Annotated in this window: 20 protein-coding genes; 10 read left to right on the top strand and 10 right to left on the bottom strand. The window is 66.7% G+C overall.

The genetic code is table 11. The annotated features are described in order from the left end of the window. The first annotated feature begins 1 nt into the window (after position 1). The gene (locus VM621_RS08335; protein WP_325468503.1) at positions 2–1,024 is read left to right on the top strand and encodes a LacI family DNA-binding transcriptional regulator; all 1,023 of its coding nucleotides are present in this window, start codon (positions 2–4) and stop codon (positions 1,022–1,024) included. On the opposite strand, the gene VM621_RS08330 is transcribed toward VM621_RS08335, so the two are convergent. Further along, a complete protein-coding gene (locus VM621_RS08330) occupies positions 1,021–2,139 on the bottom strand; it encodes a Gfo/Idh/MocA family oxidoreductase (RefSeq protein ID WP_325468502.1) in 1,119 nt (372 codons plus the stop codon). The two genes, VM621_RS08335 and VM621_RS08330, sit on opposite strands and share 4 nt — an antisense overlap. A 145-nt stretch (positions 2,140–2,284) precedes the next feature. Here VM621_RS08330 and VM621_RS08325 point away from each other — a divergent pair, with 145 nt between their 5' ends. Beyond that, entirely contained in the window at positions 2,285–3,187 is a 903-nt protein-coding gene (locus VM621_RS08325; protein ID WP_325468501.1) for a phytanoyl-CoA dioxygenase family protein, read from the top strand. A 27-nt stretch (positions 3,188–3,214) separates the two neighbouring features. Here VM621_RS08325 and VM621_RS08320 read toward each other — a convergent pair whose 3' ends face one another. Both VM621_RS08320 and VM621_RS08315 read right to left on the bottom strand, forming a co-directional pair. After that, positions 3,215–4,072: an alpha/beta hydrolase gene (locus tag VM621_RS08320; RefSeq protein WP_325468500.1), complete on the bottom strand. Its 858-nt coding sequence runs from the start codon at positions 4,070–4,072 to the stop codon at positions 3,215–3,217. Between the two features lie 49 nt (positions 4,073–4,121). Next, positions 4,122–4,985, bottom strand: a complete 864-nt coding sequence (locus VM621_RS08315; RefSeq protein WP_325468499.1) for an alpha/beta hydrolase — start codon at positions 4,983–4,985, stop codon at positions 4,122–4,124. Positions 4,986–5,034: 49 nt separating this feature from the next. Between VM621_RS08315 and prmC the strand changes: the two genes are divergently transcribed. Continuing rightward, a complete protein-coding gene (gene prmC, locus VM621_RS08310; RefSeq protein WP_325468498.1) occupies positions 5,035–5,856 on the top strand; it encodes a peptide chain release factor N(5)-glutamine methyltransferase in 822 nt (273 codons plus the stop codon). Positions 5,857–5,889: 33 nt separating this feature from the next. Here prmC and dxs read toward each other — a convergent pair whose 3' ends face one another. Both dxs and VM621_RS08300 read right to left on the bottom strand, forming a co-directional pair. After that, positions 5,890–7,785 carry a 1-deoxy-D-xylulose-5-phosphate synthase gene (dxs, locus tag VM621_RS08305; protein WP_325468497.1) on the bottom strand — a complete coding sequence of 632 codons (1,896 nt, stop codon included), beginning with the start codon at positions 7,783–7,785 and terminating at the stop codon, positions 5,890–5,892. A gap of 75 nt (positions 7,786–7,860) precedes the next feature. Next, positions 7,861–8,463, bottom strand: a complete 603-nt coding sequence (locus tag VM621_RS08300; RefSeq protein ID WP_325468496.1) for an HNH endonuclease — start codon at positions 8,461–8,463, stop codon at positions 7,861–7,863. 269 nt (positions 8,464–8,732) lie between these two features. Here VM621_RS08300 and VM621_RS08295 point away from each other — a divergent pair, with 269 nt between their 5' ends. After that, a complete protein-coding gene (locus VM621_RS08295) occupies positions 8,733–9,488 on the top strand; it encodes a SapC family protein (protein ID WP_325468495.1) in 756 nt (251 codons plus the stop codon). A gap of 55 nt (positions 9,489–9,543) precedes the next feature. On the opposite strand, the gene VM621_RS08290 is transcribed toward VM621_RS08295, so the two are convergent. From VM621_RS08290 to VM621_RS08280, 3 genes are all read right to left on the bottom strand, one after another. Next, positions 9,544–10,020: a GNAT family N-acetyltransferase gene (locus tag VM621_RS08290; RefSeq protein WP_325468494.1), complete on the bottom strand. Its 477-nt coding sequence runs from the start codon at positions 10,018–10,020 to the stop codon at positions 9,544–9,546. Positions 10,021–10,247: 227 nt separating this feature from the next. Continuing rightward, the gene (locus VM621_RS08285; RefSeq protein ID WP_325468493.1) at positions 10,248–12,023 is read right to left on the bottom strand and encodes an acyl-CoA dehydrogenase C-terminal domain-containing protein; all 1,776 of its coding nucleotides are present in this window, start codon (positions 12,021–12,023) and stop codon (positions 10,248–10,250) included. A 41-nt stretch (positions 12,024–12,064) separates the two neighbouring features. Next, the gene (locus tag VM621_RS08280) at positions 12,065–12,556 is read right to left on the bottom strand and encodes a hypothetical protein (RefSeq protein ID WP_325468492.1); all 492 of its coding nucleotides are present in this window, start codon (positions 12,554–12,556) and stop codon (positions 12,065–12,067) included. 151 nt (positions 12,557–12,707) lie between these two features. Here VM621_RS08280 and VM621_RS08275 point away from each other — a divergent pair, with 151 nt between their 5' ends. Further along, positions 12,708–13,187 carry an SET domain-containing protein gene (locus VM621_RS08275; protein WP_325468491.1) on the top strand — a complete coding sequence of 160 codons (480 nt, stop codon included), beginning with the start codon at positions 12,708–12,710 and terminating at the stop codon, positions 13,185–13,187. 197 nt (positions 13,188–13,384) lie between these two features. Here VM621_RS08275 and fusA read toward each other — a convergent pair whose 3' ends face one another. Then, positions 13,385–15,424: an elongation factor G gene (fusA, locus tag VM621_RS08270; protein WP_325468490.1), complete on the bottom strand. Its 2,040-nt coding sequence runs from the start codon at positions 15,422–15,424 to the stop codon at positions 13,385–13,387. A 204-nt stretch (positions 15,425–15,628) separates the two neighbouring features. Here fusA and VM621_RS08265 point away from each other — a divergent pair, with 204 nt between their 5' ends. Together VM621_RS08265 and VM621_RS08260 are read left to right on the top strand one after the other, a co-directional pair. Continuing rightward, the gene (locus VM621_RS08265; protein WP_325468489.1) at positions 15,629–16,660 is read left to right on the top strand and encodes a hypothetical protein; all 1,032 of its coding nucleotides are present in this window, start codon (positions 15,629–15,631) and stop codon (positions 16,658–16,660) included. 58 nt (positions 16,661–16,718) lie between these two features. Next, entirely contained in the window at positions 16,719–18,725 is a 2,007-nt protein-coding gene (locus tag VM621_RS08260) for a hypothetical protein (RefSeq protein WP_325468488.1), read from the top strand. Here the strand turns inward: VM621_RS08260 and VM621_RS08255 are convergent. Further along, on the bottom strand, positions 18,718–19,206 hold the full coding sequence (locus VM621_RS08255) for an RDD family protein (RefSeq protein ID WP_325468487.1): 489 nt from the start codon (positions 19,204–19,206) through the stop codon (positions 18,718–18,720). The two genes, VM621_RS08260 and VM621_RS08255, sit on opposite strands and share 8 nt — an antisense overlap. A 202-nt stretch (positions 19,207–19,408) precedes the next feature. On the opposite strand from VM621_RS08255, the gene VM621_RS08250 reads away from it, so the two are divergent. The 3 genes from VM621_RS08250 (at position 19,409) to VM621_RS08240 (ending at position 21,561) form a co-directional block, all read left to right on the top strand. Then, positions 19,409–19,762 carry a hypothetical protein gene (locus tag VM621_RS08250; RefSeq protein WP_325468486.1) on the top strand — a complete coding sequence of 118 codons (354 nt, stop codon included), beginning with the start codon at positions 19,409–19,411 and terminating at the stop codon, positions 19,760–19,762. Positions 19,763–19,792: 30 nt separating this feature from the next. After that, positions 19,793–20,722, top strand: a complete 930-nt coding sequence (gene xerD, locus VM621_RS08245) for a site-specific tyrosine recombinase XerD (RefSeq protein ID WP_325468485.1) — start codon at positions 19,793–19,795, stop codon at positions 20,720–20,722. Between the two features lie 89 nt (positions 20,723–20,811). Next, positions 20,812–21,561, top strand: a complete 750-nt coding sequence (locus VM621_RS08240) for a DsbC family protein (RefSeq protein WP_325468484.1) — start codon at positions 20,812–20,814, stop codon at positions 21,559–21,561. The last annotated feature ends 223 nt before the right edge of the window (positions 21,562–21,784 follow it).

Raw genomic sequence — 21,784 nt, 5'->3', positions numbered from 1 at the left:
CATGCCGCCTCGTAACCCTCTGCCGACCCGAACCTCTCCCGCCACCGCACGCGACGTGGCGGAGGCGGCGGGCGTTTCCATCTCGGCGGTGTCGCGGACATTTACACCGGGCGCCAGTGTGTCGGCGAAGACGCGCCAGCTGGTTACCGAGACGGCCGGGCGGCTCGGCTACAGGCCCAACCGGCTTGCGCGCAGCCTGATGACGGGGCGCACCGAGCTGATCGGCCTGGTCTCCAATCACTTTGCCAACCCGACCTTCATGGAGGTCTTCGACCTGTTTACCCGTGAGCTGCAGGCACGCGGTTTGCGGCCGCTGCTCGCGAACCTGGGTGAGGATGAAGACGGCAAGGCGGCGCTCGACATGATGCAGCAGTACAACGTCGACGCTGTCCTCATCGCCACCTCGGCACCGCCCGATGGATTCGCCGCGTCATGCCGTGCGGCCGGGCTGCCGGTGCTGCATGTATTCGGTCGGGCGGGTCGGTCGTCGCCCGTGCCCGTGGCGACGGTCGACAATATCGAGGGTGGCCGTCTGGTCGCCCGGGCCATGCGGTCGCGCGGCCTTCGCCGCCTCGCGTTTCTCGGCGGTTCGGCGCACGACGCTTCGACGATCGATCGCCATAGAGGCTTTGCCGACGTGGCAGGGGCGTCGGTGCGACAGACCCTTCATGCGGGTAACTACACGCACGAGCATGGCCGCCTGGCGATGCACGCGTTGCTCGACCGCGATGCGTTGCTGGACGGTGTGTTCTGTGCCGATGACGTGCTGGCGCTCGGCGCGATCGATGCGTGTCGCGAAAAGGGCGTCGATGTGCCCGGGCGGATCAGCATCGTCGGTTTCGACGACATGCCCTTGGCGGCTTGGGCGTCCTACGCCTTGACGACGGTGAGGCAGCCCATTCGCGACATGGTGCTGCATGCGATCGAGCGCATCGTCGCCTGGATGGATCAGCCCGATGCGGTGCCGCGCAGCAAGTTGTTTCCTTGTGACCTGGTGGTGCGTGGAAGTCTCCGGCAGGCTTAGTCGATGGTTACCCAGCGGCGCTCGCGGTGCGACAGTAGGGCTGCTTCGATGATCCGGTCGACCTCGTAGCCGTCGCGGAAGGTGGGCCACACCGTTTCGCCGGTCGCCACGGCCTGCAGGAAATCCCGCGCCTCGATCGCGATCTGGTCGTTGTAGCCGGTGCCATGGCCGACGCCCTGGTTGAACGCGAGATAGTCCGGATGCGCCGGGCCCATCAGCAGCTTCTGGAAACCCCTGCGTGCCGGATCGCGCGTGGCGTCGTACAGCCACAGTGCGTTCTGGTCTTCCTGATCGAAGGCGATGGCGCCACGGGTGCCGGTGATGCGGTAGGTGTAGCCCATCTTCCGTCCGGCGGCCATGCGGCTGAAGCTGATGCTTCCCGTTGCGCCGTTGGCGAAACGCAGGAGCATCTGGCCCTGATCGTCGTTTTCGACCGCTTCCCAGCCATTCGGGCCGTCGCGTCGGGTATGGACGATGCGGGTATCGGCGACGAGGCTGTCGATCGGCCCGACCAGCCGCAGGCAGGCGTTGACGATGTGTGGGGCGACGTCGCCCAGGGCGCCGGCTTCCGTGCCGGTGGCGATGCGTGTGCGCCAGGAAGCGGGGAGGGCCGGGTCGTGCAGGTAATCCTCCACGTGTTCGGCGGTGACCTGGATGACGTCGCCGATCTCACCGGACGCGATGATCTGCCGGGCCAGCTGGCTGGCCGGCGTGCGGATGTAATTGAAGCCGATCATGTTGGCCAGGCCGGCGCGTTCGACCGCTTCGGTCATGCGCAGCGATTCGTCGGCGCTGGCGCCGAGCGGTTTCTCGCAGAACACCGGCTTGCCGGCCGCAATGCAGGCCAGCACCATGTCCAGGTGAGTGCGCGGCGGGGTGGCGATGACCACCGCGTCGACACGCGGATCGGCCACCAGCTCGCGCCAGTCGCCGGTAGACCGCTGCCAGCCCCAGCGCCGGGCATGCTCCGCCGCGCCTTCGGTGGTCGAGGTGGCGATCATTTCGCATACCGGTCGTAGCGGGGTGTCGAACAGGGTGCCGACACCCTGGTAGCCCACGGTATGCGCCTTGCCCATGTAGCCGGCACCGATCAGGCCGATCCTCAGTTCGCTCATCGTCATGGCACTTCCTGGCGGGGGATACGGTCGACTCTAGGGATGTTGCAGTGCGGTTTGCAAGCGCTTGCAAACCGGCATACCGTAGTCCGCGAATCGGCGCTTTACCCGCCCTACCACGCCGCATCCGCGGCAGGAGCCAGTCATGCATGCCTCCGCACGCCCAGTAACTCCGTCGTCCTCCCGTATCCGTGTCTTTACCGAAGACGCGCTGGATACCGACGCCATCGTGGGCGAGCTGCTCGACGGTATCGGGGCAGTCACGCTACGGGGCCTGTTCACACCGGCGGAGATCGCCGAGGCGCGGGCGATCGTCATGCATGAGTCCGACGCCGACGAGCGTGGCCGCAAGGTGACCCACTTCCAGGGCGATGCGGAAAAAGCCGGGCGTATCAACCTGCAACGTCGTGTCTGGAACCTGCTTGCGAAGGGCGAGATCTTTTCCCGGATGGCGGCGCATCCGGCGATCATGAAGGTGATGCGCGCCTTCATCGGCAGCGAGTTCATCATGGGCTCGATCGCGGCCAACCGCATTCTGCCAGGCGGGCCGGGCCAGGAGCCCCACATCGACTATCCCTATTGGGACTTCCATTCGCCGCAGACACATCCCGCGCGCATCAATGCGACGTTTCCGCTGAACGCGCAGGCGACGATCATGCTCGACCCGTTCACCGCGGAAACCGGTGCGACGGCTTTCGTGCCCGGCACGCAACGTGAGCTGCACTATCCCGACGAGAGCGACCGGTTCTTCGAACGTTGCGAACGCATGCTCGGCGAGCCGGGAGACACGGTGATCTTCTTCGGCGCCGTCTGGCATTGCGCCATGCCAAATCGCAGCAACATCGATCGCTCCGCGATCATCACGCAGTACCTGCCGAAGTTCGTCAAGCCGATGGAAGACTTGCCCGCGGCGTTGCCGGCGGAATTCGTCAAGCATGCCAGTCCGGATATTCGTCAGTTGCTGGGGCTGAACTACCCGTATCCGGAAGTGCTGGATGCGGCACGCGGCGGCAATGCCGAAGGGCGTGACGCGATGAAGGCCCGATAGCGAGCGCGGCTCCAACCGGAGCGCGCATCACGGCACGTTGGCTTGCTTGCGGATGAAGGCCACCACGTCGTCGAGCACGGGGGCCTTGTGCTTCCCCGCCGCAAGGCCGAACAGCACGCCCATGTGGCCGGTATGCGGATAGAGCTTCAACTCGACCTGCTCACCGTGCATCGCATAGCGCCGCTGCAGCGAGAGCGCATTCGACGGCTTCACCGTCCCGTCCGTCTCGCCTTGCAACAGGAGGGCTGGCGGCTCGTCGCCGTCGACGAAGTTGACCGGTTGCGAACGGGCCTGCTGCTCCGCGGTGTGGCCGAACATGTCGACGAAATCGTCGTTGGTCAAAGGCAGGAAGTCGTAGGGCCCTGCCAGTCCGATGAAGCCGGAGAGATCGCGAGGCTTCATGCCTACCGCGCCCAGCCAGCGTGCATCGGTAGCCAGCAGCGCCGCGATATGGCCACCCGCCGAATGACCCATCACGAACAGATGCGCGCTGTCGCCGCCGAACTCGCCCGCGTTGTCGTGCGCCCAGCGAACCGCTTCGGCGCTGTCGTGCATGAAGCCATCCAGCCGCACCGTCGGCCATTGCCGGTAATCCGCAACGACCGTCACGATGCCCTTGGCGGCCAGCGCCTCGCCGACCCAGCGATACCACTGGCGCTTGCCGCTCTTCCAGCTTCCGCCGTAGAGAAACACCACGACGGGCGCCTTATGCGTGTTCGGCGGGGTGTACACGTCCAGCGACAGGCCATGAGAGGCATCGAACACGATGTCCTGGTGGGCCACGACGCCCGCCGATGGCTGGCGGGCGTTGACGACGCTGAAGAGAGCGGACTGGCAGCCGCTGAGGAGGAGGCTGCCGAGGGCGGCGAGAAAGAGTCGGGTCATGCCGGTAACTTACGGAGCCGGCGTGAAGACGGATGCAAGTGGGCGTGCGTCAGGGTGAAGGCGCAGCCGAATAGCGATGGATGAAGGCCATGGTGTCGGCCAGGACCGGTGCCCGGTTCTTCAGCGGGCCGAACGCCAGGAGCAGCTTCTCGTGGCCAAGCTGCGGATACAGCTTCAGCTCCACAGGCTCGCCATACGCCGCGTAGCGACCCTCCAGGGACAGCGCTTCGGACGGATAGACGACGGTGTCTTTCTCGCCCTGGAGGAGCAGGGCGGGCGGCTCGTCGCCATCGACGAAGTTGATCGGCTGGGACCGTGCCTGTACGTCCGGCGTGCGGCCGAACATGTCGTAGAATTCGGGCTCGTCGAAGGGAATGAAGTCGTACGTGCCGGCGACGCCGATGAAGCCGGCCAGCTCCCGTGGCGTCATGCCGACGGCCGCCAGCCACTCCTTGTCCATCGCCAGCATGGCGGCGATCTGACCGCCCGACGAATGCCCCATCACGAACAGGTGGGTCGGGTCGCCGCCGAATTCGCTCGCGTGGTCGTGTGCCCAGCGCACAGCTTCGGCGCCGTCGTGCAGAAAGCCGTCCAGACGGGTGCGCGGCCACAGGCGAACGTCGGCCACGATGGCGACCACACCTTGCGTCGCGAGTGCCTCGCCCATCCAGCGGAACCACTGCCGCTTGCCGGTCATCCAGCTGCCGCCGTAGAAATAGACAACCACCGGCGCGTGGTCTGCGTGCAACGGCGAGTAGACGTCGAGCGCCAACGCGTGCGGCACGTCGTAGTCGAGGTTCCGATGCGCCAGCACATGCGCGGAAGGCTGGCGCAGGTTCATCGTGCCGAAGAAGGCGGCGCGGCATCCACCGAGCAGCAGCAGGAGGGAAAGCAGTGCGATGCGACCGATCATTCGCCTAGTCTAGGCGAGGAGCCGATGCCATCGACGTTAGAATGCCTGCATGACCGACATTCGCACGATCCTGCGCCAGGCGACGGACGCCCTCGGTGACCGCCTCGAAGCCGAGTTCCTGCTGGCGCACGCGTTGGGCGTGAGTCGCGCATGGTTCTTCGCCCATGCGGACGATCCCGCGGAGGCCGCGGCAACGGAGCGCTTCGAATCGCTCGTCCGCCGCCGCGTCGCCGGCGAGCCGATCGCCTACATCACCGGCACCCGTGACTTCTGGTCGCTCACGCTGGAAGTCACACCGGCCACGCTCATTCCACGAGCCGAGACGGAGTTGCTGGTGGAACTCGCACTCGAGCGCCTGCCCGAAGGTGGCCGTGTGGCGGATCTGGGCACAGGTAGTGGGGCGATCGCGCTGGCCATGGCCAAGGAGCGACCGGATGCGCTGGTGTTCGCGGTGGATGCCAGCGCCGATGCGTTGGCGGTGGCCCGCCGTAACGCTCGGCGCCTTGGTCTCGAAAGGGTGGTCTTCGCACATGGCGACTGGCTCGTGCCGCTCGGCGGTGAGGCGTTCGATCTGATCGTCGGCAATCCGCCCTATATCGAGTCCGCCGACCACCATCTGCGCGAAGGCGATCTGCGGTTCGAACCGCTCACGGCGTTAGCCTCGGGGACGGACGGCCTGGACGATATCCGTCGCATCGCAACGGCTTCCCCGGCCCGGCTCGCGCCGGGGGGCTGGCTGCTGCTGGAGCACGGCTGGAACCAGGGCGCGGCGGTACGTGAGGTGCTTGAACGCGCCGGCTTCCTGAACACCTTTACCGCGCAGGACCTGGAACGGCGCGACCGCGTGAGCGGCGGCTGCAAGCCGGCCTGAGCGGATCGTCGCGCCTGCGCGGGCAGCGCGGGGTTACCCCGCGCTTGCCACGACGCTGGCAATGAACTGCGGGAACCGCGTGACGATGGCACGGCGAATCTGCGGCAGGTCCAGGCCAGCCATGGTCAGCACTTCCTCGCGGCTGCCGTGCTCGAGGTAAGCATCCGGCAGGCCGAGGTGGAAGATCGGGATGGTCACGCCGTTGGCGGCGAGCAACTCGGCCACCCCCGCGCCGGCACCGCCGGCGATGGCGTTGTCCTCGATCGTGACGAAGGCCTTGTGCGTGCGTGCCATCTCGAGGATCAGTTCTTCGTCCAGCGGTTTGACGAAGCGCATGTTGACCAGGGTGGCGTCCACCTCGGCCGCGATCACCGCGGCGGGGGCGAGCATGGTGCCGAAGGAAAGGATGGCCAGCCCGTGATGACCGCGACGGCGGACTTCGGCCTTGCCGATCGGGAAGGTTTCCAGCGCTTCGGCCATCTTCGCACCGGGGCCGGTACCGCGCGGGTAGCGCACGGCGGCGGGCCCCTTGTAGTGGAAGCCCGTGCTGAGCATGGTCCGGCATTCGTGCTCGTCGGCCGGCGCCATGATCACCATGTTCGGCAGGCAGCGCATGAAGGAGAGGTCGAAGCTGCCCGAATGGGTGGCACCGTCAGGACCGACGACACCCGCGCGGTCGATGGCGAAGGTCACGTCCAGGTTCTGCAGGGCCACATCGTGGATCGCCTGGTCGTAGGCGCGCTGCAGGAAGGTGGAATAGATCGCCACCACGGGCTTGGCGCCTTCGACCGCCATGCCGGCGGCCAGCGTGACCGCATGCTGCTCGGCGATCGCGACGTCGAAGTAGCGCTGGGGGTACTCCTTGGAGAAGCGGACCAGGCCGGAGCCTTCGCGCATGGCCGGCGTGATGCCGAGCAGGCGCTCGTCGGCCGCCGCCATGTCGCACAGCCAGTCGCTGAAGATATCGGTGTAGGTCGGCTTGGCCGGCGCTCCCTTCTTGACGACACCGGCGACGGGGTCGAACGGGCCGACGGCGTGGTATTCGATCGGGCCCTTTTCGGCCGGTTCGTAGCCCTTGCCCTTGGTCGTCATGACGTGGATGAGTTGCGGGCCGGGGAGGCCCTTGACCGTCTCCAGTGCCGTGACCAGCTGGGCCATGTTGTGGCCGTCGATCGGGCCGGTGTAATGGAAGCCGAGTTCCTCGAAGAGCGTGGACGGCACGAACATGCCCTTGGCGTGCTCTTCCCAGCGCTTGAAGAAGCGGCCGAAGAAGGACTCACGCGGCATGGCCTTCTTCGCACGCTCGCGCCAGGCGTTCAGTGTGCGGCTGGACATGGCGCGCGCCATCATCTTGGTCATCGCGCCGACGTTTTCGCTGATCGACATGCCGTTGTCGTTGAGGATCACCAGCATGTTCGGCTCGACATCGCCGCCGTGATTCAGGGCCTCGAAGGCCATGCCGGCGGTCATCGCGCCGTCGCCGATCACGGCGACGACCTTGCGGTTGTCGCCCCGGCGCTGCAGGGCGATGGCCATGCCGAGCGCGGCCGAGATGGAGGTCGAGGAATGACCGACGCCGAAGGTGTCGTACTCGCTCTCTTCGCGGCGCGGAAAAGGAGCGAGGCCATCTTTCTTCTTGATCGTCGTGATGCGGTCACGGCGACCGGTCAGGATCTTGTGCGGATAGCACTGGTGGCCGACATCCCAGACGAGGCGATCGCGAGGGGTGTCGAAGACATGGTGCAGGGCGACCGTGAGTTCGACCACACCCAGGCCCGCGCCGAAATGCCCGCCCGACGAGGCGACGGCCTCGATCAGGTAGCGGCGCAATTCGTCGGCGATGGCCGGCAGTTCATCGTCCGGAAAGCGACGGAGGTCCTCCGGCGATTCGATCTGCGCCAGATAGGGGTAGCGGGAGAGGTCGTTCATCCGCCTATTGTTCGCCTACGGACGGGCCGGGGCAAGGGACGAGGCGTGAATGTTTGCGGACGGATCGGGGCGGATTCAGGCCGGACGGCGGTCCCGGGGCAGATGGCCGACCAGGAATTCCATCTGATCGGCCAGGATATTGCGGTTGGAAAGGATCAGGTGCTCGACCCAGCTGGGGCGATAGGGCACGGCCAGCAGCGGCATGTTGGCCTGCTGCGGCGTCCGGTTGCTTTTGCGCAGATTGCAGGCCAGGCAGGCACTGACGACGTTTTCCCACTCGTCCGCGCCCTTCTTGGACAGGGGCAGGACGTGGTCGCGTGTCAGCTCATGGCGCGTGTAGTGATGGCCGCAGTACAGGCAGATGTGCCGGTCGCGTGCGAAGAGGGCGGTGTTGGTGAGTGCCGGCGCCGGGTCGATGGCGTGTTCGCGGCAATGACCCGTGCTGGCGACGATGGGATGGAGCTGGAGACGGCTCTGGAGTCCACTGGCACGGCTGAGGCCGCCGTGGACGGTCAGGCAGGGGTCGCCGAGCGTCCAGGCGACCACGCCACGAACGTACAGGCAGACGGCATCTTGCCAGCTGATCCAGTCCAGGATGCGGCCTGCCGCGTCGAGGGAGAGCACGCGCGTCGTGTTGAGCGCGGTCACCCTGGGCAGGTCATCCTGAAGCACTTCCATCGTCATCGTGTCTCGTCCTTCACATAAGCGAAAGAGCGTTCCAGCCAGTCGAACTCCGTGCGGATCGATGCTCCGATCCGACCCCACAAGGGGCGTTGACCCGAGCATAGCCCATTATTGCTACAGAAAAGCACCGCCGGCGGCCCACTTCTTGCGGGGCTGTCCGGGGCGCGCAGCGCTGATATAGTGGGCGTTCGATAGAGTCCCGACGGGTTTGGAAGGGGGGCCGGGGTGGCTTCCCAGGTCCGGCGGGTATAGAGGGTTCCACTGTGGCAGAAGTGCTTTTCTACGAGCGTCCGGTTCCGCTGAACCGCACCGCCCACCGCGACCTCCGCATCAAGGCGGTCAACAACATCCGTTTCGCCGCCGGCGCGCACTCCGTGCCGCTGACCGGTGTCGAATTCGCGCCCGCCGCGCGCGATTACCCGATCCTCTTCGCCGGCAACACGATCGAAGAAGCGGGCCCGATGGCTCTTCTTGGCCTGCGCCAGGGCGAGAACCTGCTGGTCGGCGAGAACGGCTTCTGGGAAACGGGTCTTTATATCCCCGCTTTCATTCGCCGCTATCCGTTCGTGCTGGCGGAAAAGCCGGCCGGTGCCGAGGGTGACGACTTCACCGTGTTCCTCGACGAGGCCTACGAGGGCTTCAACGAGACCGAAGGCGAGCGTCTCTTCAACGAAGACGGCACCGATGCGCCGGCGCTCACCAACGCGGTGAAGTTCCTCGGCGAGTTCCAGGACCACGTCGCCCGCACGCAGTGGTTCATGGGCAAGCTGCGCGAGCACAACCTGCTCGAGGAGCGCACCATCACCCTGCAGAAGGAAGGCAAGGGTATCAACCTCAACGGCCTGTTCGTGATCAACGAAGAGAAGCTGCGCTCGCTCGACGAGAAGGTCGCCCACGAATTCCTGCGCGAAGGCGCGTTCGGCTGGATCTACTCGCACCTCGTCTCGCTGGCCAACATCGATCGCATGGCCATGCGCCTCGATACGCGCGAAGCCAGGGACGAACCGGCCAAGGTCTGATCGACCCGGGACGGAACGACATGAAAGGCCACCCTCGGGTGGCCTTTTTCGTTGCTCAGCGCACCGGTTTGGCCAGGCGCATCAGATCGGTGTCGAAGCCGTGCGCGGCGTAGAGGTCCCTGGCTTTCTCGTTGCCGGGAAACACCGCCAGGGTGACGAACTGGCAGTGGTGTTCCTTCGCCCAGGCGTAGGCATGATCGAGCAGGAACTTGCCTGCGCCGACGCCTTCGTATTTCTCGGCCACCGCGATGTTGGCGATGTGACAGTTGTCGCGATGGGTGAAGAAATCCTTGGTCTTCTGCAATTGCAGGAAGCCCACCGCGTCGCCTTCTTCGTTCTCGGCGACGAAGATGTAGCTGTTGGAGGGCTGGTCGTCGAGGTGATGGACGAGGTCCGCCTCGATGCCCTTGAGGCAGTCGGTGCGCGTACGGCCGTTGGGCAGCGGGAAGCTGATGAAACGTGGAACCAGATCCAGGATGAACTCGTCGTCGTCGCTCTCGGCGAGACGGATCAGGAACGGGGAGTCGCTCATCGTATCGGGCACCGTCGCGGCTGAAGGATTCCGGAAAGAGTCTGTTTTCTACACCTTCACGCTGGCCGACGGAAGCCCTGGCGGGGGCTTCGTGAAAACCGGCGCTCCTGTGTGCTCTGCGTAGGAGGCGATTCATCGGCGATCCCGCGGCGGCGGGCAAGCGGGCAGGGCCGTGTCGCGAGCACCCTTTCGCCGATGAATCGGCTCCTACACGGAGCAGGGCAGCGTTACAGCAGTTCGGGCAACGTGGCCACGCCCGCTTCGATCGCCGCCTTGTGCACGTGGATGCGCGGCAGGATACGGGTGAAGTAGAAGGTGGCCGTGTCGCGCTTGGCCTGCTTGTCGTTCGCCGAGAGGGCGGAGCCGCCCGTGGCAAGCACGCTGCGCGCCCAGAAGTAGGCCAGGGTCACGTAGCCGGAGAAATAGAGGTAATCCACCGCGGCTGCGCCGAGTTCCTCCGGATTGGCCTGCGCACGCTGGGCGATGGCCTGGGTCACGTCGCCCCAGGTCTTCGTCGCCACGGCGAGCGGGCCGATGAAAGCCTTCACGGCGTCGTTCTCGGCGTTTGCCTGGCAGAAGGCGGAGATTTCGCCGAGGAAGTGCTTCAGTCCGGCGCCCTGCAACTGCATGATCTTGCGGCCGAGCAGGTCGAGAGCCTGGATGCCCGTGGTGCCTTCATAGAGCGTGATGATGCGGGCGTCGCGGACGAACTGTTCCATGCCGTGCTCGGCGATGTAACCGTGGCCGCCGAAGATCTGCAGTGCTTCCTTGGTGCATTCCTGCGCCGCTTCGGTCAGCAGGCCCTTGGCGATCGGAATAAGGAACGAGAGCAGTTCGCCGGCGTTCTTGCGCGCCTGCGGGTCGGCGTCGCGCGACTCGATGTCGCTCTGCAGCGCGGCGTACGCAGCCAGCACGCGTCCGCCCTCGACGAAAGCGCGCTGGGTCAGCAGCATGCGGCGGACATCCGGATGCACGGTGAGCGGGTCGGCGGCTTTCTCCGGGAATGCCGGGCCGGAAAGGGCGCGCATCTGCAGGCGTTCGCGCGCGTAGTTGAGGCTGTTTTGCAGTGCGCGTTCGGAGACGGCCAGGCCCTGGATACCGACGGCGAGGCGTGCGGCATTCATCATGGTGAACATCGCCATGAGTCCCTTGTGCGCCGGTCCGATCAGCCAGCCTTCGGCGCCGTCGAAGTTCATGACGCAGGTGGCCGAGCCCTTGATCCCCATCTTGTGTTCGATGGCACCCGCGGCGACGGCATTGCGCTCGCCGAGCGAGCCGTCCTTGTTCACCCGGAACTTGGGTACGACGATCATCGAGATACCGCGGCTGCCCGCCGGTGCATCCGGCAGGCGGGCCAGCACCAGGTGGACGATGTTCTCGGCGAAGTCGTGCTCGCCCGCACTGATGAAGATCTTGGTGCCGGTGACGCGATAGCTGCCGTCGGCCTGCGGTTCGGCACGGGTCTTTAGTAGGCCGAGATCGGAGCCGGCCTGCGGCTCGGTCAGGCACATGGTGCCCGTCCAGCGGCCCTCCACCAGTGGCTTGAGGAAGGTTTCCTGCTGCCATGCGTCGCCATGGTGTTCGAGGGCGTCGGTCGCGCCATGCGAGAGCAGCGGGTAAATGCCCCAGGCCAGGTTGGCCGAGTCGATCATTTCCTTGGTCATCGCGCCTAGTGCGGCGGGCAGTCCCTGGCCGCCGAACTTCTCGTGGGCGGTCAGCCCCGCCCAGCCTCCCTCGGCGTACTGCCGATAGGCTTCCTTGAAGCCCTTCGGCGTGGTCACCGTCGCCGTCGCCTTGTCGTAGTGGCAGCCCTCCTGGTCACCCGAAGCGTTCAGCGGCGCCAGCACCTGCTCGTTGAAGCGTGCGGCCTCGTCCAGCACGGCGTCGAGGAGGTCCCGCGTGTGCGCCTCGCCGCCCTCGAGGCGGCCGAGCACGGCATCGGCGCCGAGCACGTCATAGAGGGCGAAACGCATGTCGCTCAGGGGAGCTTTGTAGATCGTCATGGTGAATCCTGGCAGGCGCGGCGAGCGCGGCTATGGAGTAATCAGGGAGAGCGGTAGGTGTCGGGAATGCCGGGGACGGGCGAAAGCCAGTTCCTGCCGTGCACGTCGAACGAGCGCGACTTGTCCTCTTTTTCCGGCGTGGCCGAAATGCTTCCGTCGATGGCGTAAGGCAGCGAACCGCCGCTGCCCTTGGCGGCGAGGTCGGCCAGCGCCTTCGACATCTCGGCCGTGGGCAGGATGTCGATCACAGTCACGTCCGCGGCAAAGGAGGGGATGTCCTGGTCGATCTTCGCGTCGAGCAGGACGCCGCCGAGATCGCCGACGCGCAGCGTGCCCTGGAAGCGATCGAAGGACATGCCGCCGTAACTGTTATTGCGCAGGCGCAGCGTGACGTGCCACGTCCCGCCCGGCTTGGCGGCAACCTGCTGAAGGGTCACGGCCGGCGGATACACGCTTTTCTTCTCGGGCCCGCAGGCGGCCAGGAGCGCCGTCAAGGCCAGCAGCGCCGCGCGGAGAAGCATGGTGCGAGACATCGAGGTCATTCCCTGGGTAGGCGGCGGTGTCGAACAATCGTTCGATGGTAACGCCGGGCGGACCCTGTGCGCGAGACGTGCGTTTGAAACGCGGTTCCCAAGCGCCGGTCGAGCAGGCATCATCCGTACTGTCCTTTCTACGTGCCTTCCCATGACCCGACGCATCGCCGCCCGACGTTCTCCCATCCACGGAAATGGCGTTTTCGCCACCGCCCCGATCAAGGCCGGTGATGAGATCGTCGAATACAAGGGCGATCGCATCACCCACGCCCAGGCCGACAAGAAATACGGCGACGGTGGCGAGACGGGCCACACCTTCCTGTTCACCCTCAACGAGCGCTTCATCGTCGACGGCAACAGCAACGGCAACACCGCCCGCTGGATCAACCACAGCTGCGATCCGAACTGCCAGGCCGTGATCGAGGAAGCCGTGGATGGCAAGCCGTCGAAGAACGACCGCGTGCTGATCGAAGCCATCCGCGATATCGCGCCCGGCGAAGAGCTGACCTACGACTACGGCATCACGCTGGACATGCCGCATACGGCGCGTCTCAAGAAGGTCTGGGCCTGCCTTTGCGGCTCGCCCAACTGCATCGGCACCATGCTCAAGCCGAAGCGCAAGGCCGCCTGAGCCCCCGTCGCAGTCGCTTGGGCCCCCTGTGGGAGCTGTTGTGAGAGCCCTTGTGAGAGACCTTGTGAGAGCCCCCTGTGGGAGCCGCTTCAGCGGCGATGGCTGTGCGGCGACCTGGCTATCGCCGCTGAAGCGGCTCCCACAGGGGGCTGCAGCGGCTCCCACAGGGCTGCAGTGGCTCCCATAGGCGTGGCTTGTCAGTCATCCTCCACGTGCGGCTTCCACTGCTCCACCAGCTTGCGCTGAACCCCGGCCGGTACCGCGTCGTAATGACTGAACTCCATGGCGTAGCGACCCTGCCCACCCGTCATCGCTTTCAGCTGCGTCGGGTAGTCGGTGAGTTCCGCCAGCGGGACGCGCGCCTTGATCAGCGTCTCGCCGCCGCGTAGCGAATCCGTCCCCATGATGTGGGCCCGCTTCGAGGCCAGGCCTCCGGTGACATCGCCCACGTAGCGTTCCGGAATGGATACTTCCAGGTCGACCACGGGCTCCAGTACCTGTGGCTGGGCGCGCGACACGGCGTCCAGGAAAGCCTTGCGACCGGCGCTGATGAAGGCCACTTCCTTCGAATCCACCGGATGGTGTTTGCCGTCGTACACCACGACGCGAACGTCCTGGATCGGATAGCCCGCGATGGCTCCGCCGTCGAGGGCCTGACGCACGCCTTTCTCGATTGCCGGCATGAACTGCCCCGGGATGACACCGCCCTTGGTTTCATCGTCGAAGACGAAACCCCTGCCGCGTTCCAGCGGCTCCACGCGGAGGAATACCTCGCCGAACTGGCCGGCGCCACCGGTCTGCTTCTTGTGCCGATGGTGGCCCTCCGCTCCCGCGCCTATGGTTTCCCGATAGGCGATGCGCGGCGGATGCGTGACGACGTCGACGTCGTAACGTGCCTTCATCCGCTCCAGCATGAGTTTCAGGTGCAAGTCGGAAAGACCGCGGATCACTGTCTCGTTGAGTTCCTTGTGGTGCTCGACGCGAAAGCAGGGGTCTTCCTCGGCGAGCTTCGCCAGCGCCTGTGACAGCTTCTGCTCCTGTCCCTTGTGCGCCGGTTCGACGGCCAGGCCGAACATCGGGGCCGGGAAGGCGGAAGGCTCCAGGTGGATACGCGATTCGTCGGCGGCATCATGCAGCACGGCATCGAAATGGATGTCTTCGATCTTGGCGACCGCGGCGATATCGCCGGGCAGGGCTTCGTCGACCTCGATGTGTTCCCGGCCCTGCAGGCGGAACAAGTGCGCGACCTTGAAGGGCTTGCGTCCGTCATCGACCAGGAGCTGGGCATCCTTGCGCACCGTGCCTTGCCACACGCGAAACACACCCAGCTTGCCGACGAAGGGATCGTTGACGATCTTGAACACGTCGGCGACGACGTGACGCGATGCATCGGCGGAAACGTCGAAGGGCGATCCGGCCTGGTCGCGGAAGGGCGGCGGATTGGTCTCGGTAGGGCAGGGCAGGATGCGCTCGACCAGCTCGAGCAACTCGCTCACGCCGATCCCGTCGCGCGCTCCGGTGAAGACGATCGGCACGAGATGCCCATCGCGCAGGCAATGTTCGAGCGCGCCGTGGATCTCCGCCGCCGACAAGGCGGACTCGCCGGCTTCGAGGTAATGCTCCATGACCTCGTCGTCGATCTCGACGACCTGGTCGATGACGCGTCGGTGCGCTTCGCCGGGCGAGGAAAAATCGGTATCGCCTGCGGTCTGGAAAAACGCGTCGCGCACGGAGTGCCCTTTCGAAGCAGGCAGGTTCAGCGGCAGGCACTCGTTGCCGAATTCCTCGCGTAACGTGTCGACCAGTGTTGCAAGGTCGAGGCCTTCGGTATCGATCCGGTTGACGATGAGGATGCGCGCCATGCCGCGTTCTTTTGCATGGGCCATCATCGTACGCGTGCCGTGTTCGATGCCGTTGGCGCCGTTGATGACGATCGCCACGGTGTCGGCCGCGGCGAGCGCGGCAAGCGCGGGGCCGCGAAAGTCGGCGTAGCCGGGCGTGTCGATGAGATGGATCCGATAGCCGTTGCGCTCGATCGAGGCAATGGAGGCGTCGATCGAATGACCTCGTGCCTTTTCCATGGGATCGGTATCGGAGACGGTACTGCCACGCTCGACGCTGCCCGGTGTGGTCACGGCGCCTCCGGCATGTAGCATGGCTTCGAACAGGGTGGTCTTGCCGGCGCCGGCGTGTCCGGCAAGGGCGAGGCTGCGGATGCGTTCCGTGGATGGCGACACGATGCGACCCTCCTTCTCAAGGTCGTCCGGGCAATCCGGACGCTCATGGCGGTGGTGATTCAGGCGCGCCAACGCCACGTCCAAGGGTTCTCCGAACCCGTGCCCGACGCAAGGGGAATCTTCGTCCGCCCGCGCGGTCTCTAGGCGGGGGCTTACGCTGCACTCAGCGGCGCGCCACTATCCTGTCCCACTTCCGAAGGCCCCATGGGGACTCCCGCTCGCGTGCACTATCCCGGTAAGGCGCCACCGTCCTTCGTCGAACCCCACCGGCTCGAACCGGAGGGGTCGTCGCGCGCGCGCGGGCTGGCCCCTATCGATCCGGCGACGCTGGTCGCGCTGCACGCCATCGGCCGTCGCCCACCGCCGCGCGACCGGGTGCGCTTCACGCTGGCGCTCGCCGCCGCCCTGATCCTGCATATCGTGCTGATCTTCCTTGTCCGGTACGAGATGCAGCCGCGGGTGCAGGTGGCCTTTGCCACGCCCGACGATCACCCCGACGTGCTCGAAGTTCGCTTCATCGAACCGACGCGTCCGCCCCCTCCCGTCGCCGATGTGCCCCCGCCGCCGCCCGTTGCCGAGCCGCCTCCCAAGGTGCGCTCGCCCGAAGCGACGCGGCCCGAGCCACCGCGTCCGAAGAAGAAGCCGGACGACGAGCCCCCGGCAGAAACGCCGGCGCCGGCGTCGGTCCCGGCCGTCGCGGCGGCCAGGCCCACCCTGTTCGGCAGCGACGGCTCGGTCGCCATGCCGAGCACGGGTCCCGGGTCGAAGCCGGACTTCGTGCCGCAGAAGCCCACCGACAACACCGGCATCATGTCGCACAAGACCACGGTGACCTACACGCAGACCCGCTTCGAAAAGGACTGGGCCCCACGTGACGAAAACGCCCTGAGCAAGGGTGTTCGCCAGGTTATCGAGAAGACCACGGTGAAGCAGACCATCGATCTTAGACACGGCACCCGCGTGAACTGCGCGACGGTTCTGTTCGTGCTTCCGGCAGGATGCAGTGGCGAAGATCCCTCGAAGGCTTCGAAGAAGGACGGCGACGTCCGACTCAGCATGGCGCCGGCGAATCCGCTGGTGAAAGACCTTCCCGACCAGCCGACGCCGCCTACCGAGGCGCAGTGCATCGCGGCCTTCCGTGCCGACAAGCCATTGCCGCAGGGCTGTGCTTCGGACATTCCGCTGAAGGCGATGGATCAGGAGAACGCCGAACGCGACCGTCGTACCGGCAAGTGAGGCGACCGGCGTACGCGGCGATTGTCTGCGGCGCCCGCAGCATGGACACTAGCCGTCCATGCAGACTCCTGGCCCGCCGGACAGCGATCGACAGATCGCCGCGAATTCGCTGCCCGTCTCGCCCCGCGAGGCGGCGATGCGCGCGCTCGTGTACCGACGGCTCCTGCGTGAGAAGCCCCGCGAGAGCATGCGGCGCATCGCCGGCTGGGTCGGCACCCTTCTCATCCATCTGGTCTTCCTGTTCGGGATGATTCTCGGCCCGGCCTACGACGTGCTGCCGCCGCCGCCCGAGCCGGACACGCCCAACGCGTTGCAGGTGCGCCTGCTCGACAAGCCACCTCCGCCGCTGCCGCCCGTGCGGGGTACGCCGTCGACGGCGCCCGTCGCCACGGTGAAGCACACGACGATGTGGGACACCAAGGCCAGCCGCGCCGCGCGGGGCGCCCACGCGGCCGCCGTGGCCTCGGCAAAAGCGCCGTCGCGACCCGCCGTCGCCGTGCCCGCCGCCCAGCCGCCCAAAGTGAAGGCGGCACCGAAGCCTGCCGCCCCACCGCCGAGCGTCGCCGCCGTGGCCGAGCGTCCCCTGGTCCAGCCGAAGGCGCCGCCAGCGCAGCGCGATCTGGAGAAGGTGCCGGTGCCGACGCCGGCACCGCCCGACCTCGCCGTCGACACGCCGAAGCCGCAGGTCGTGCCGCCGAGCTTCCAGCCCGATCCCGTGCGCCGGCCGCAGGAAGAAGGGTCGCAACCCATGCCGCCGCCCGCGTCGCTGTCGATCCCGCCGACCCCGGCATCGCAGATGACGGTCACGCCCACGCCACCCACGATCACCGCCGAGCGCACGACGCCGGTACCCACCCAGCCGATGACGCTGGCAACGGTGCCGCGCCCGGAGGTCGAGGAAAGTTCGGCGCCGCCGACGCCGCAGGAGACGCCTTTGCCCCAGGTGGCCACGGAGCCAGCCACGCCGACGCCCGACCTCACGGTCGACACGCGGCCCGTTCCACCCAGGATCTCGGTGCAGCCCGTATCCGCGCCGCCGGTCGCGGCCGAGGCGGAAGCGGAAGCCATTCCCCTGCCTGATGCGGTGGCAAAGCCGTCCGTCTCGGCCCCGGTCAGCATGGCCGACCGACCAGCGGTGCAGGCGCCGGCCGTGTCGCCGGGCGAGATGCAGCGGCCGGTTGCGGGCGCCGATACCGCGCCGTCGGCACCGGGACAGGCCCCGGGAGACATCGCAGCGGGCGAGTCCACGGCACAGGCTTCCGCGACCCAGGGCAAGCAGGGCGAGAACAAGGCCGCCGAAGCGGTCAAGGGTCAGTCCGCCGGTAAAGCGACTCCGGGCGACGCCGATGTCGCAGGCTCGAACACGCCAGGTGCCGCCCAGGCGTCGGGCAGGCCGGGCGCCGCGAAGGGTACCGACGAAGGCGAGCGCCTGACCGGCGCGAACGGCACCTCCAACCGCAGCGACGGTGTCGCCGGTGGGCAGGGCGACAAGACCGGGCAGGTCGGCGCATATACGGAGCTGAAGCCGCGCGGCAACGTCACCGTGCAGAACGGCCCTCATTTCCATGTGGACTACAAGCCGACGCGCTTCGAGGGCGCATGGACGCCCAAGGGCGAGTCGAGCGTGGACACCGCGCTGCGCCACGGTGTGGAGGCGACTACCACGCAGTTCGCCGTCCCGCTTCCGCGCGGGATTCGCCTCAACTGCACCGCGGGGCCTGGCACGGCAGGCGCGAAGAACGCGAGCGCCGCGATGAACGCGATCTCGATCTTCAGCCTCGGCTGCAGCGGTGGCGATGGCCCGCCGAAGCCGGCAAGCGTGGATGCCACGGCGAAGAATCAGACGATGGCACCCGCCAAGCCACTGGCCGAAAACCTGCCGCCGGCGAATGCGGCGACCGTCGCCGCCGCGCCGGTGGCGCTGGACAACACCGCCTACTGCACCGCGGCGCGGATTGCCGGTGGTCCGCTACCGCCCGGCTGCGAGGCATCGATCAAGATTAACGTGCCGGTGCCGAATGCGGCGAGTGGCTCGTGGGTCCCTGCGAGCGATCAGTTCAAGTAGGCAGGCGGCGGATTTCGGTGCCGGCGACGATGTCGTGGATCGCACGGCGACGGCGGTCGATCCACGCGGGAAGCAGCAGCACGAGCCAGCCGATCACCGGTGCCCACAGCGCGGCCTTCAACGAGGTCAGCGGATAGACGAGCACGAGTGCGAGCGGCAGCGCGGCGACGACGAGGCGGACCAGGCCGCGTTTCCAGTCGACCGGCGCACCTTCCGCATCGGTGACGCGGATGCGCCAGGGCCGCATGCCGAGCGTCTGCCCGCCGCGCATCCAGGACAGCAGGAAATAGGCGCCGACCACCACACCCTGCAGCGGCTGGTACCACCAGGTGAGCATCCGCCCGTGTTCGTCGAACAGGCGCCCCCCGGTAGCCATCTGCGCCAGCAGGCCGACGACCATGACGATGGCGATCACGGCGAGCACGTCGTAGACGATCGCGGCAAAGCGGCGCCAGGCGGGGGCGATCGGGGTCGGGGTCATGCGATTCCGGGGTGCTGTCATCGACGCATTGTAGCGGGCGTCGCGGGGGCGGCGACCGGCGTGGATTTTCATCAGGCCGTTTGGGCAAGTGTTGCGCTAAAGCATTGTTTGTACTAGTCTTTATGCTAGGAAGTATCCATTGACCAGTCCTGTGCGTGGTGGCTACGTTAGGGTCATTCCCACCATCGCAAGGAGCGCAGCCATGAGCCTCATCCTCACCTCGTCGAACAAGGCGCTCGATGCTTACCTGCGGCGGATCGACAGCGATGACTCGACCTCTCCCGTGGAATTGCAGGCCATTCGCGACCAGGCCGACGAACACGTCAACGCGGTGACCGGTGTGACGGCGAACGCGGATTCGCTGACGCCGCTGGGCAAGGCGATCGTCCAGTTGCTGGCTGAGGCGGATGCCATGGTGGAGGGCATGCAGCGTGTCGCGATCGAGGCGCGCAGGGCGAAGCTTCTCCCCGATAGGCGCGAAGAACTCAAGGAGGCGATCGAGCACCAGATCGGCTACGTCGTTGCGGGGTATCAGTCGAGTATCCAGCGACTTTGAGGCCATGACCATGCATGCGACCATCGACGCATGCACGTCGAATCACAGCCACTTCAATCCGCCGAACTCGCCGCCGATGACGCACGTCTCATCGAGCGTTTCATCGAGCGCGTGTGGGCCGAGGATGGGCTTGCCGATCGCACGCTCGAGGCCTACCGGCGCGATCTGCAAGGTCTGGCGCGCTGGCTCGGCACGCGCGGTCGCTCGCTGGCGTCGGCGGGGCGCGAGGATATTTCCGCGTACCACGGCAGCCAGCCCGTGGCCGTGCGCAGCATGGCGCGGCGCCAGTCGGCGTTTCGCCGCTTTTTCACCCAATTGGCCCGCGACGACGCGTCGCGCGTGGATCCGACCCTGCTCATGCAGCGGCCGCGCATGCCGCGCAGCCTGCCCAAGGCCCTGGCCGAGCGAGAGATCGAGGCGCTGATCCTCGCCCCCGACCTGACCAGTCCACTCGGCCAGCGCGACCGGGCGATGCTCGAATTGATGTACTCGTCCGGCCTTCGGGTGTCGGAACTCGTGGAACTCCCGCTGACCGGTCTGAATACGCGGCAGGGCGTGCTCCGCGTCACCGGCAAGGGCGGCAAGGATCGCCTCGTGCCGGTCGGCGAGGAGGCCCTGAACCATGTCGAGACCTATTTGCGCGAAGCGCGCCCGCAGCTGGCCAAGGGCCACGGCCAGCCCGCCGCGCTGTTCCTGTCACGCCGGGGCGACGGCATGACGCGGCAGATGTTCTGGACCCTGGTCAAGCGCTATGCCATGCAGGTGGGCATTCCGGGCAAACGCGTCTCGCCGCACGTGCTCCGGCATTCGTTCGCCACCCACCTGCTCAATCACGGCGCGGACCTGCGCGCGTTGCAGATGCTGCTCGGGCACAGCTCGCTCAGCACCACGCAGATCTACACCTTGGTGGCCAAGGAAGGCCTGAAGCGGCTGCATGCCCAGCATCACCCGCGTGGCTGAGCGTCCGTGGCACAATCGGGGGAACCGAAAGCGCGGCATGTGTTCCAACAGTGCCCCGCTTCTCCCCCGGTAGCAGATTGGAGTCCGCTATGTTGAAGAAAATCCTCCCGGCGATCCTGGCTGGCGCGTTCGCCATGACGGCATGCGCCGCCGACGACCAGGCCGCCGTGCGCGCCGCCGTCCAAGGGATCGGTCCCGGCATCGAGGTGCAGAGCATCGCGCCCGCGCCCATGCCTGGCTATTACCAGGTGGTTGCCTCGGGTCGCATGGTCTACGTCAGCGCCGACGGCCGTTACATGTTGACCGGCAACCTGGTCGACCTGCAGAAGAAAACCGATCTCAGCGCCGCCGCGTGGGCGGGCATGCGCAAGACCGAGCTGGCCAAGGTGCCCGAGTCGCAGCGGCTGATCTACTCGCCGGCCAACCCGAAGCACAAGATCACCGTCTTCACCGACGTGGACTGCGGGTTCTGCCGCCAGCTGCACTCGCAGATCAAGGAGTTCAACAAGCAGGGCATCGCCGTCGAGTACGTGTTCTGGCCGCGGGAAGGCGTGAAGACCACGGCCGGCAACGATACGCCGTCGTACACCAAGGCCGTATCGGTCTGGTGCGCCGCCGACCGCAAGAGCGCCTTCGACTCGGCCATGACGGGTGCGGCGGTGAAGGCGGCCAGCTGCGCCAACCCGGTCAAGGACGAATTCGAGCTGGGCGAGCGCCTGGGCGTAAACGGTACGCCCACCATCGTCAACGAAAATGGCGACGTGATCGGTGGGTACCTGACACCCGAGCAGATGCTGAAGGCGCTGAGCGCCCCGGCGGGTAGCGCTCGCAGCGGCTGAGTAGGAGCATCGCCGCTGAAGCGGCTCCTACAGGGGGTCCGAAGCATCCAGGGGGGGAGTAGGAGCATCGCCGCTGAAGCGGCTCCCACAGGGGGGGCGAGTGGGAGCATCCAGGGGGCGAGTGGGAGCATCGCCGCTGAAGCGGCTCCTACAGGGGCGAGGTCGTTCAGGCTCCTTGTGGGAGCCGCTTCAGCGGCGATTCCCCACGCCCCATGCTGCCGCG

Origin of the sequence: Luteibacter sp. (assembly GCF_035539195.1) — a bacterium.
Lineage (GTDB): Bacteria > Pseudomonadota > Gammaproteobacteria > Xanthomonadales > Rhodanobacteraceae > Luteibacter.
The sequence above is the reverse complement of the archived record's forward strand: the minus strand, read 5'-3'. Positions and strand labels throughout refer to the sequence as shown.

Excerpts from the sequence above, each read along its gene's own strand:
- VM621_RS08335 (WP_325468503.1), top strand. The coding sequence starts at position 2 with ATGCCGCCTCGTAACCCTCTGCCGACCCGAACCTCTCCCGCCACCGCA.
- VM621_RS08330 (WP_325468502.1), bottom strand. The coding sequence starts at position 2,139 with ATGAGCGAACTGAGGATCGGCCTGATCGGTGCCGGCTACATGGGCAAG.
- VM621_RS08325 (WP_325468501.1), top strand. The coding sequence starts at position 2,285 with ATGCATGCCTCCGCACGCCCAGTAACTCCGTCGTCCTCCCGTATCCGT.
- VM621_RS08320 (WP_325468500.1), bottom strand. The coding sequence starts at position 4,072 with ATGACCCGACTCTTTCTCGCCGCCCTCGGCAGCCTCCTCCTCAGCGGC.
- VM621_RS08315 (WP_325468499.1), bottom strand. The coding sequence starts at position 4,985 with ATGATCGGTCGCATCGCACTGCTTTCCCTCCTGCTGCTGCTCGGTGGA.
- prmC (WP_325468498.1), top strand. The coding sequence starts at position 5,035 with ATGACCGACATTCGCACGATCCTGCGCCAGGCGACGGACGCCCTCGGT.
- dxs (WP_325468497.1), bottom strand. The coding sequence starts at position 7,785 with ATGAACGACCTCTCCCGCTACCCCTATCTGGCGCAGATCGAATCGCCG.
- VM621_RS08300 (WP_325468496.1), bottom strand. The coding sequence starts at position 8,463 with ATGGAAGTGCTTCAGGATGACCTGCCCAGGGTGACCGCGCTCAACACG.
- VM621_RS08290 (WP_325468494.1), bottom strand. The coding sequence starts at position 10,020 with ATGAGCGACTCCCCGTTCCTGATCCGTCTCGCCGAGAGCGACGACGAC.
- VM621_RS08285 (WP_325468493.1), bottom strand. The coding sequence starts at position 12,023 with ATGACGATCTACAAAGCTCCCCTGAGCGACATGCGTTTCGCCCTCTAT.
- VM621_RS08280 (WP_325468492.1), bottom strand. The coding sequence starts at position 12,556 with ATGTCTCGCACCATGCTTCTCCGCGCGGCGCTGCTGGCCTTGACGGCG.
- VM621_RS08275 (WP_325468491.1), top strand. The coding sequence starts at position 12,708 with ATGACCCGACGCATCGCCGCCCGACGTTCTCCCATCCACGGAAATGGC.
- VM621_RS08265 (WP_325468489.1), top strand. The coding sequence starts at position 15,629 with ATGGGGACTCCCGCTCGCGTGCACTATCCCGGTAAGGCGCCACCGTCC.
- VM621_RS08260 (WP_325468488.1), top strand. The coding sequence starts at position 16,719 with ATGCAGACTCCTGGCCCGCCGGACAGCGATCGACAGATCGCCGCGAAT.
- VM621_RS08255 (WP_325468487.1), bottom strand. The coding sequence starts at position 19,206 with ATGACCCCGACCCCGATCGCCCCCGCCTGGCGCCGCTTTGCCGCGATC.
- VM621_RS08250 (WP_325468486.1), top strand. The coding sequence starts at position 19,409 with ATGAGCCTCATCCTCACCTCGTCGAACAAGGCGCTCGATGCTTACCTG.
- xerD (WP_325468485.1), top strand. The coding sequence starts at position 19,793 with ATGCACGTCGAATCACAGCCACTTCAATCCGCCGAACTCGCCGCCGAT.
- VM621_RS08240 (WP_325468484.1), top strand. The coding sequence starts at position 20,812 with ATGTTGAAGAAAATCCTCCCGGCGATCCTGGCTGGCGCGTTCGCCATG.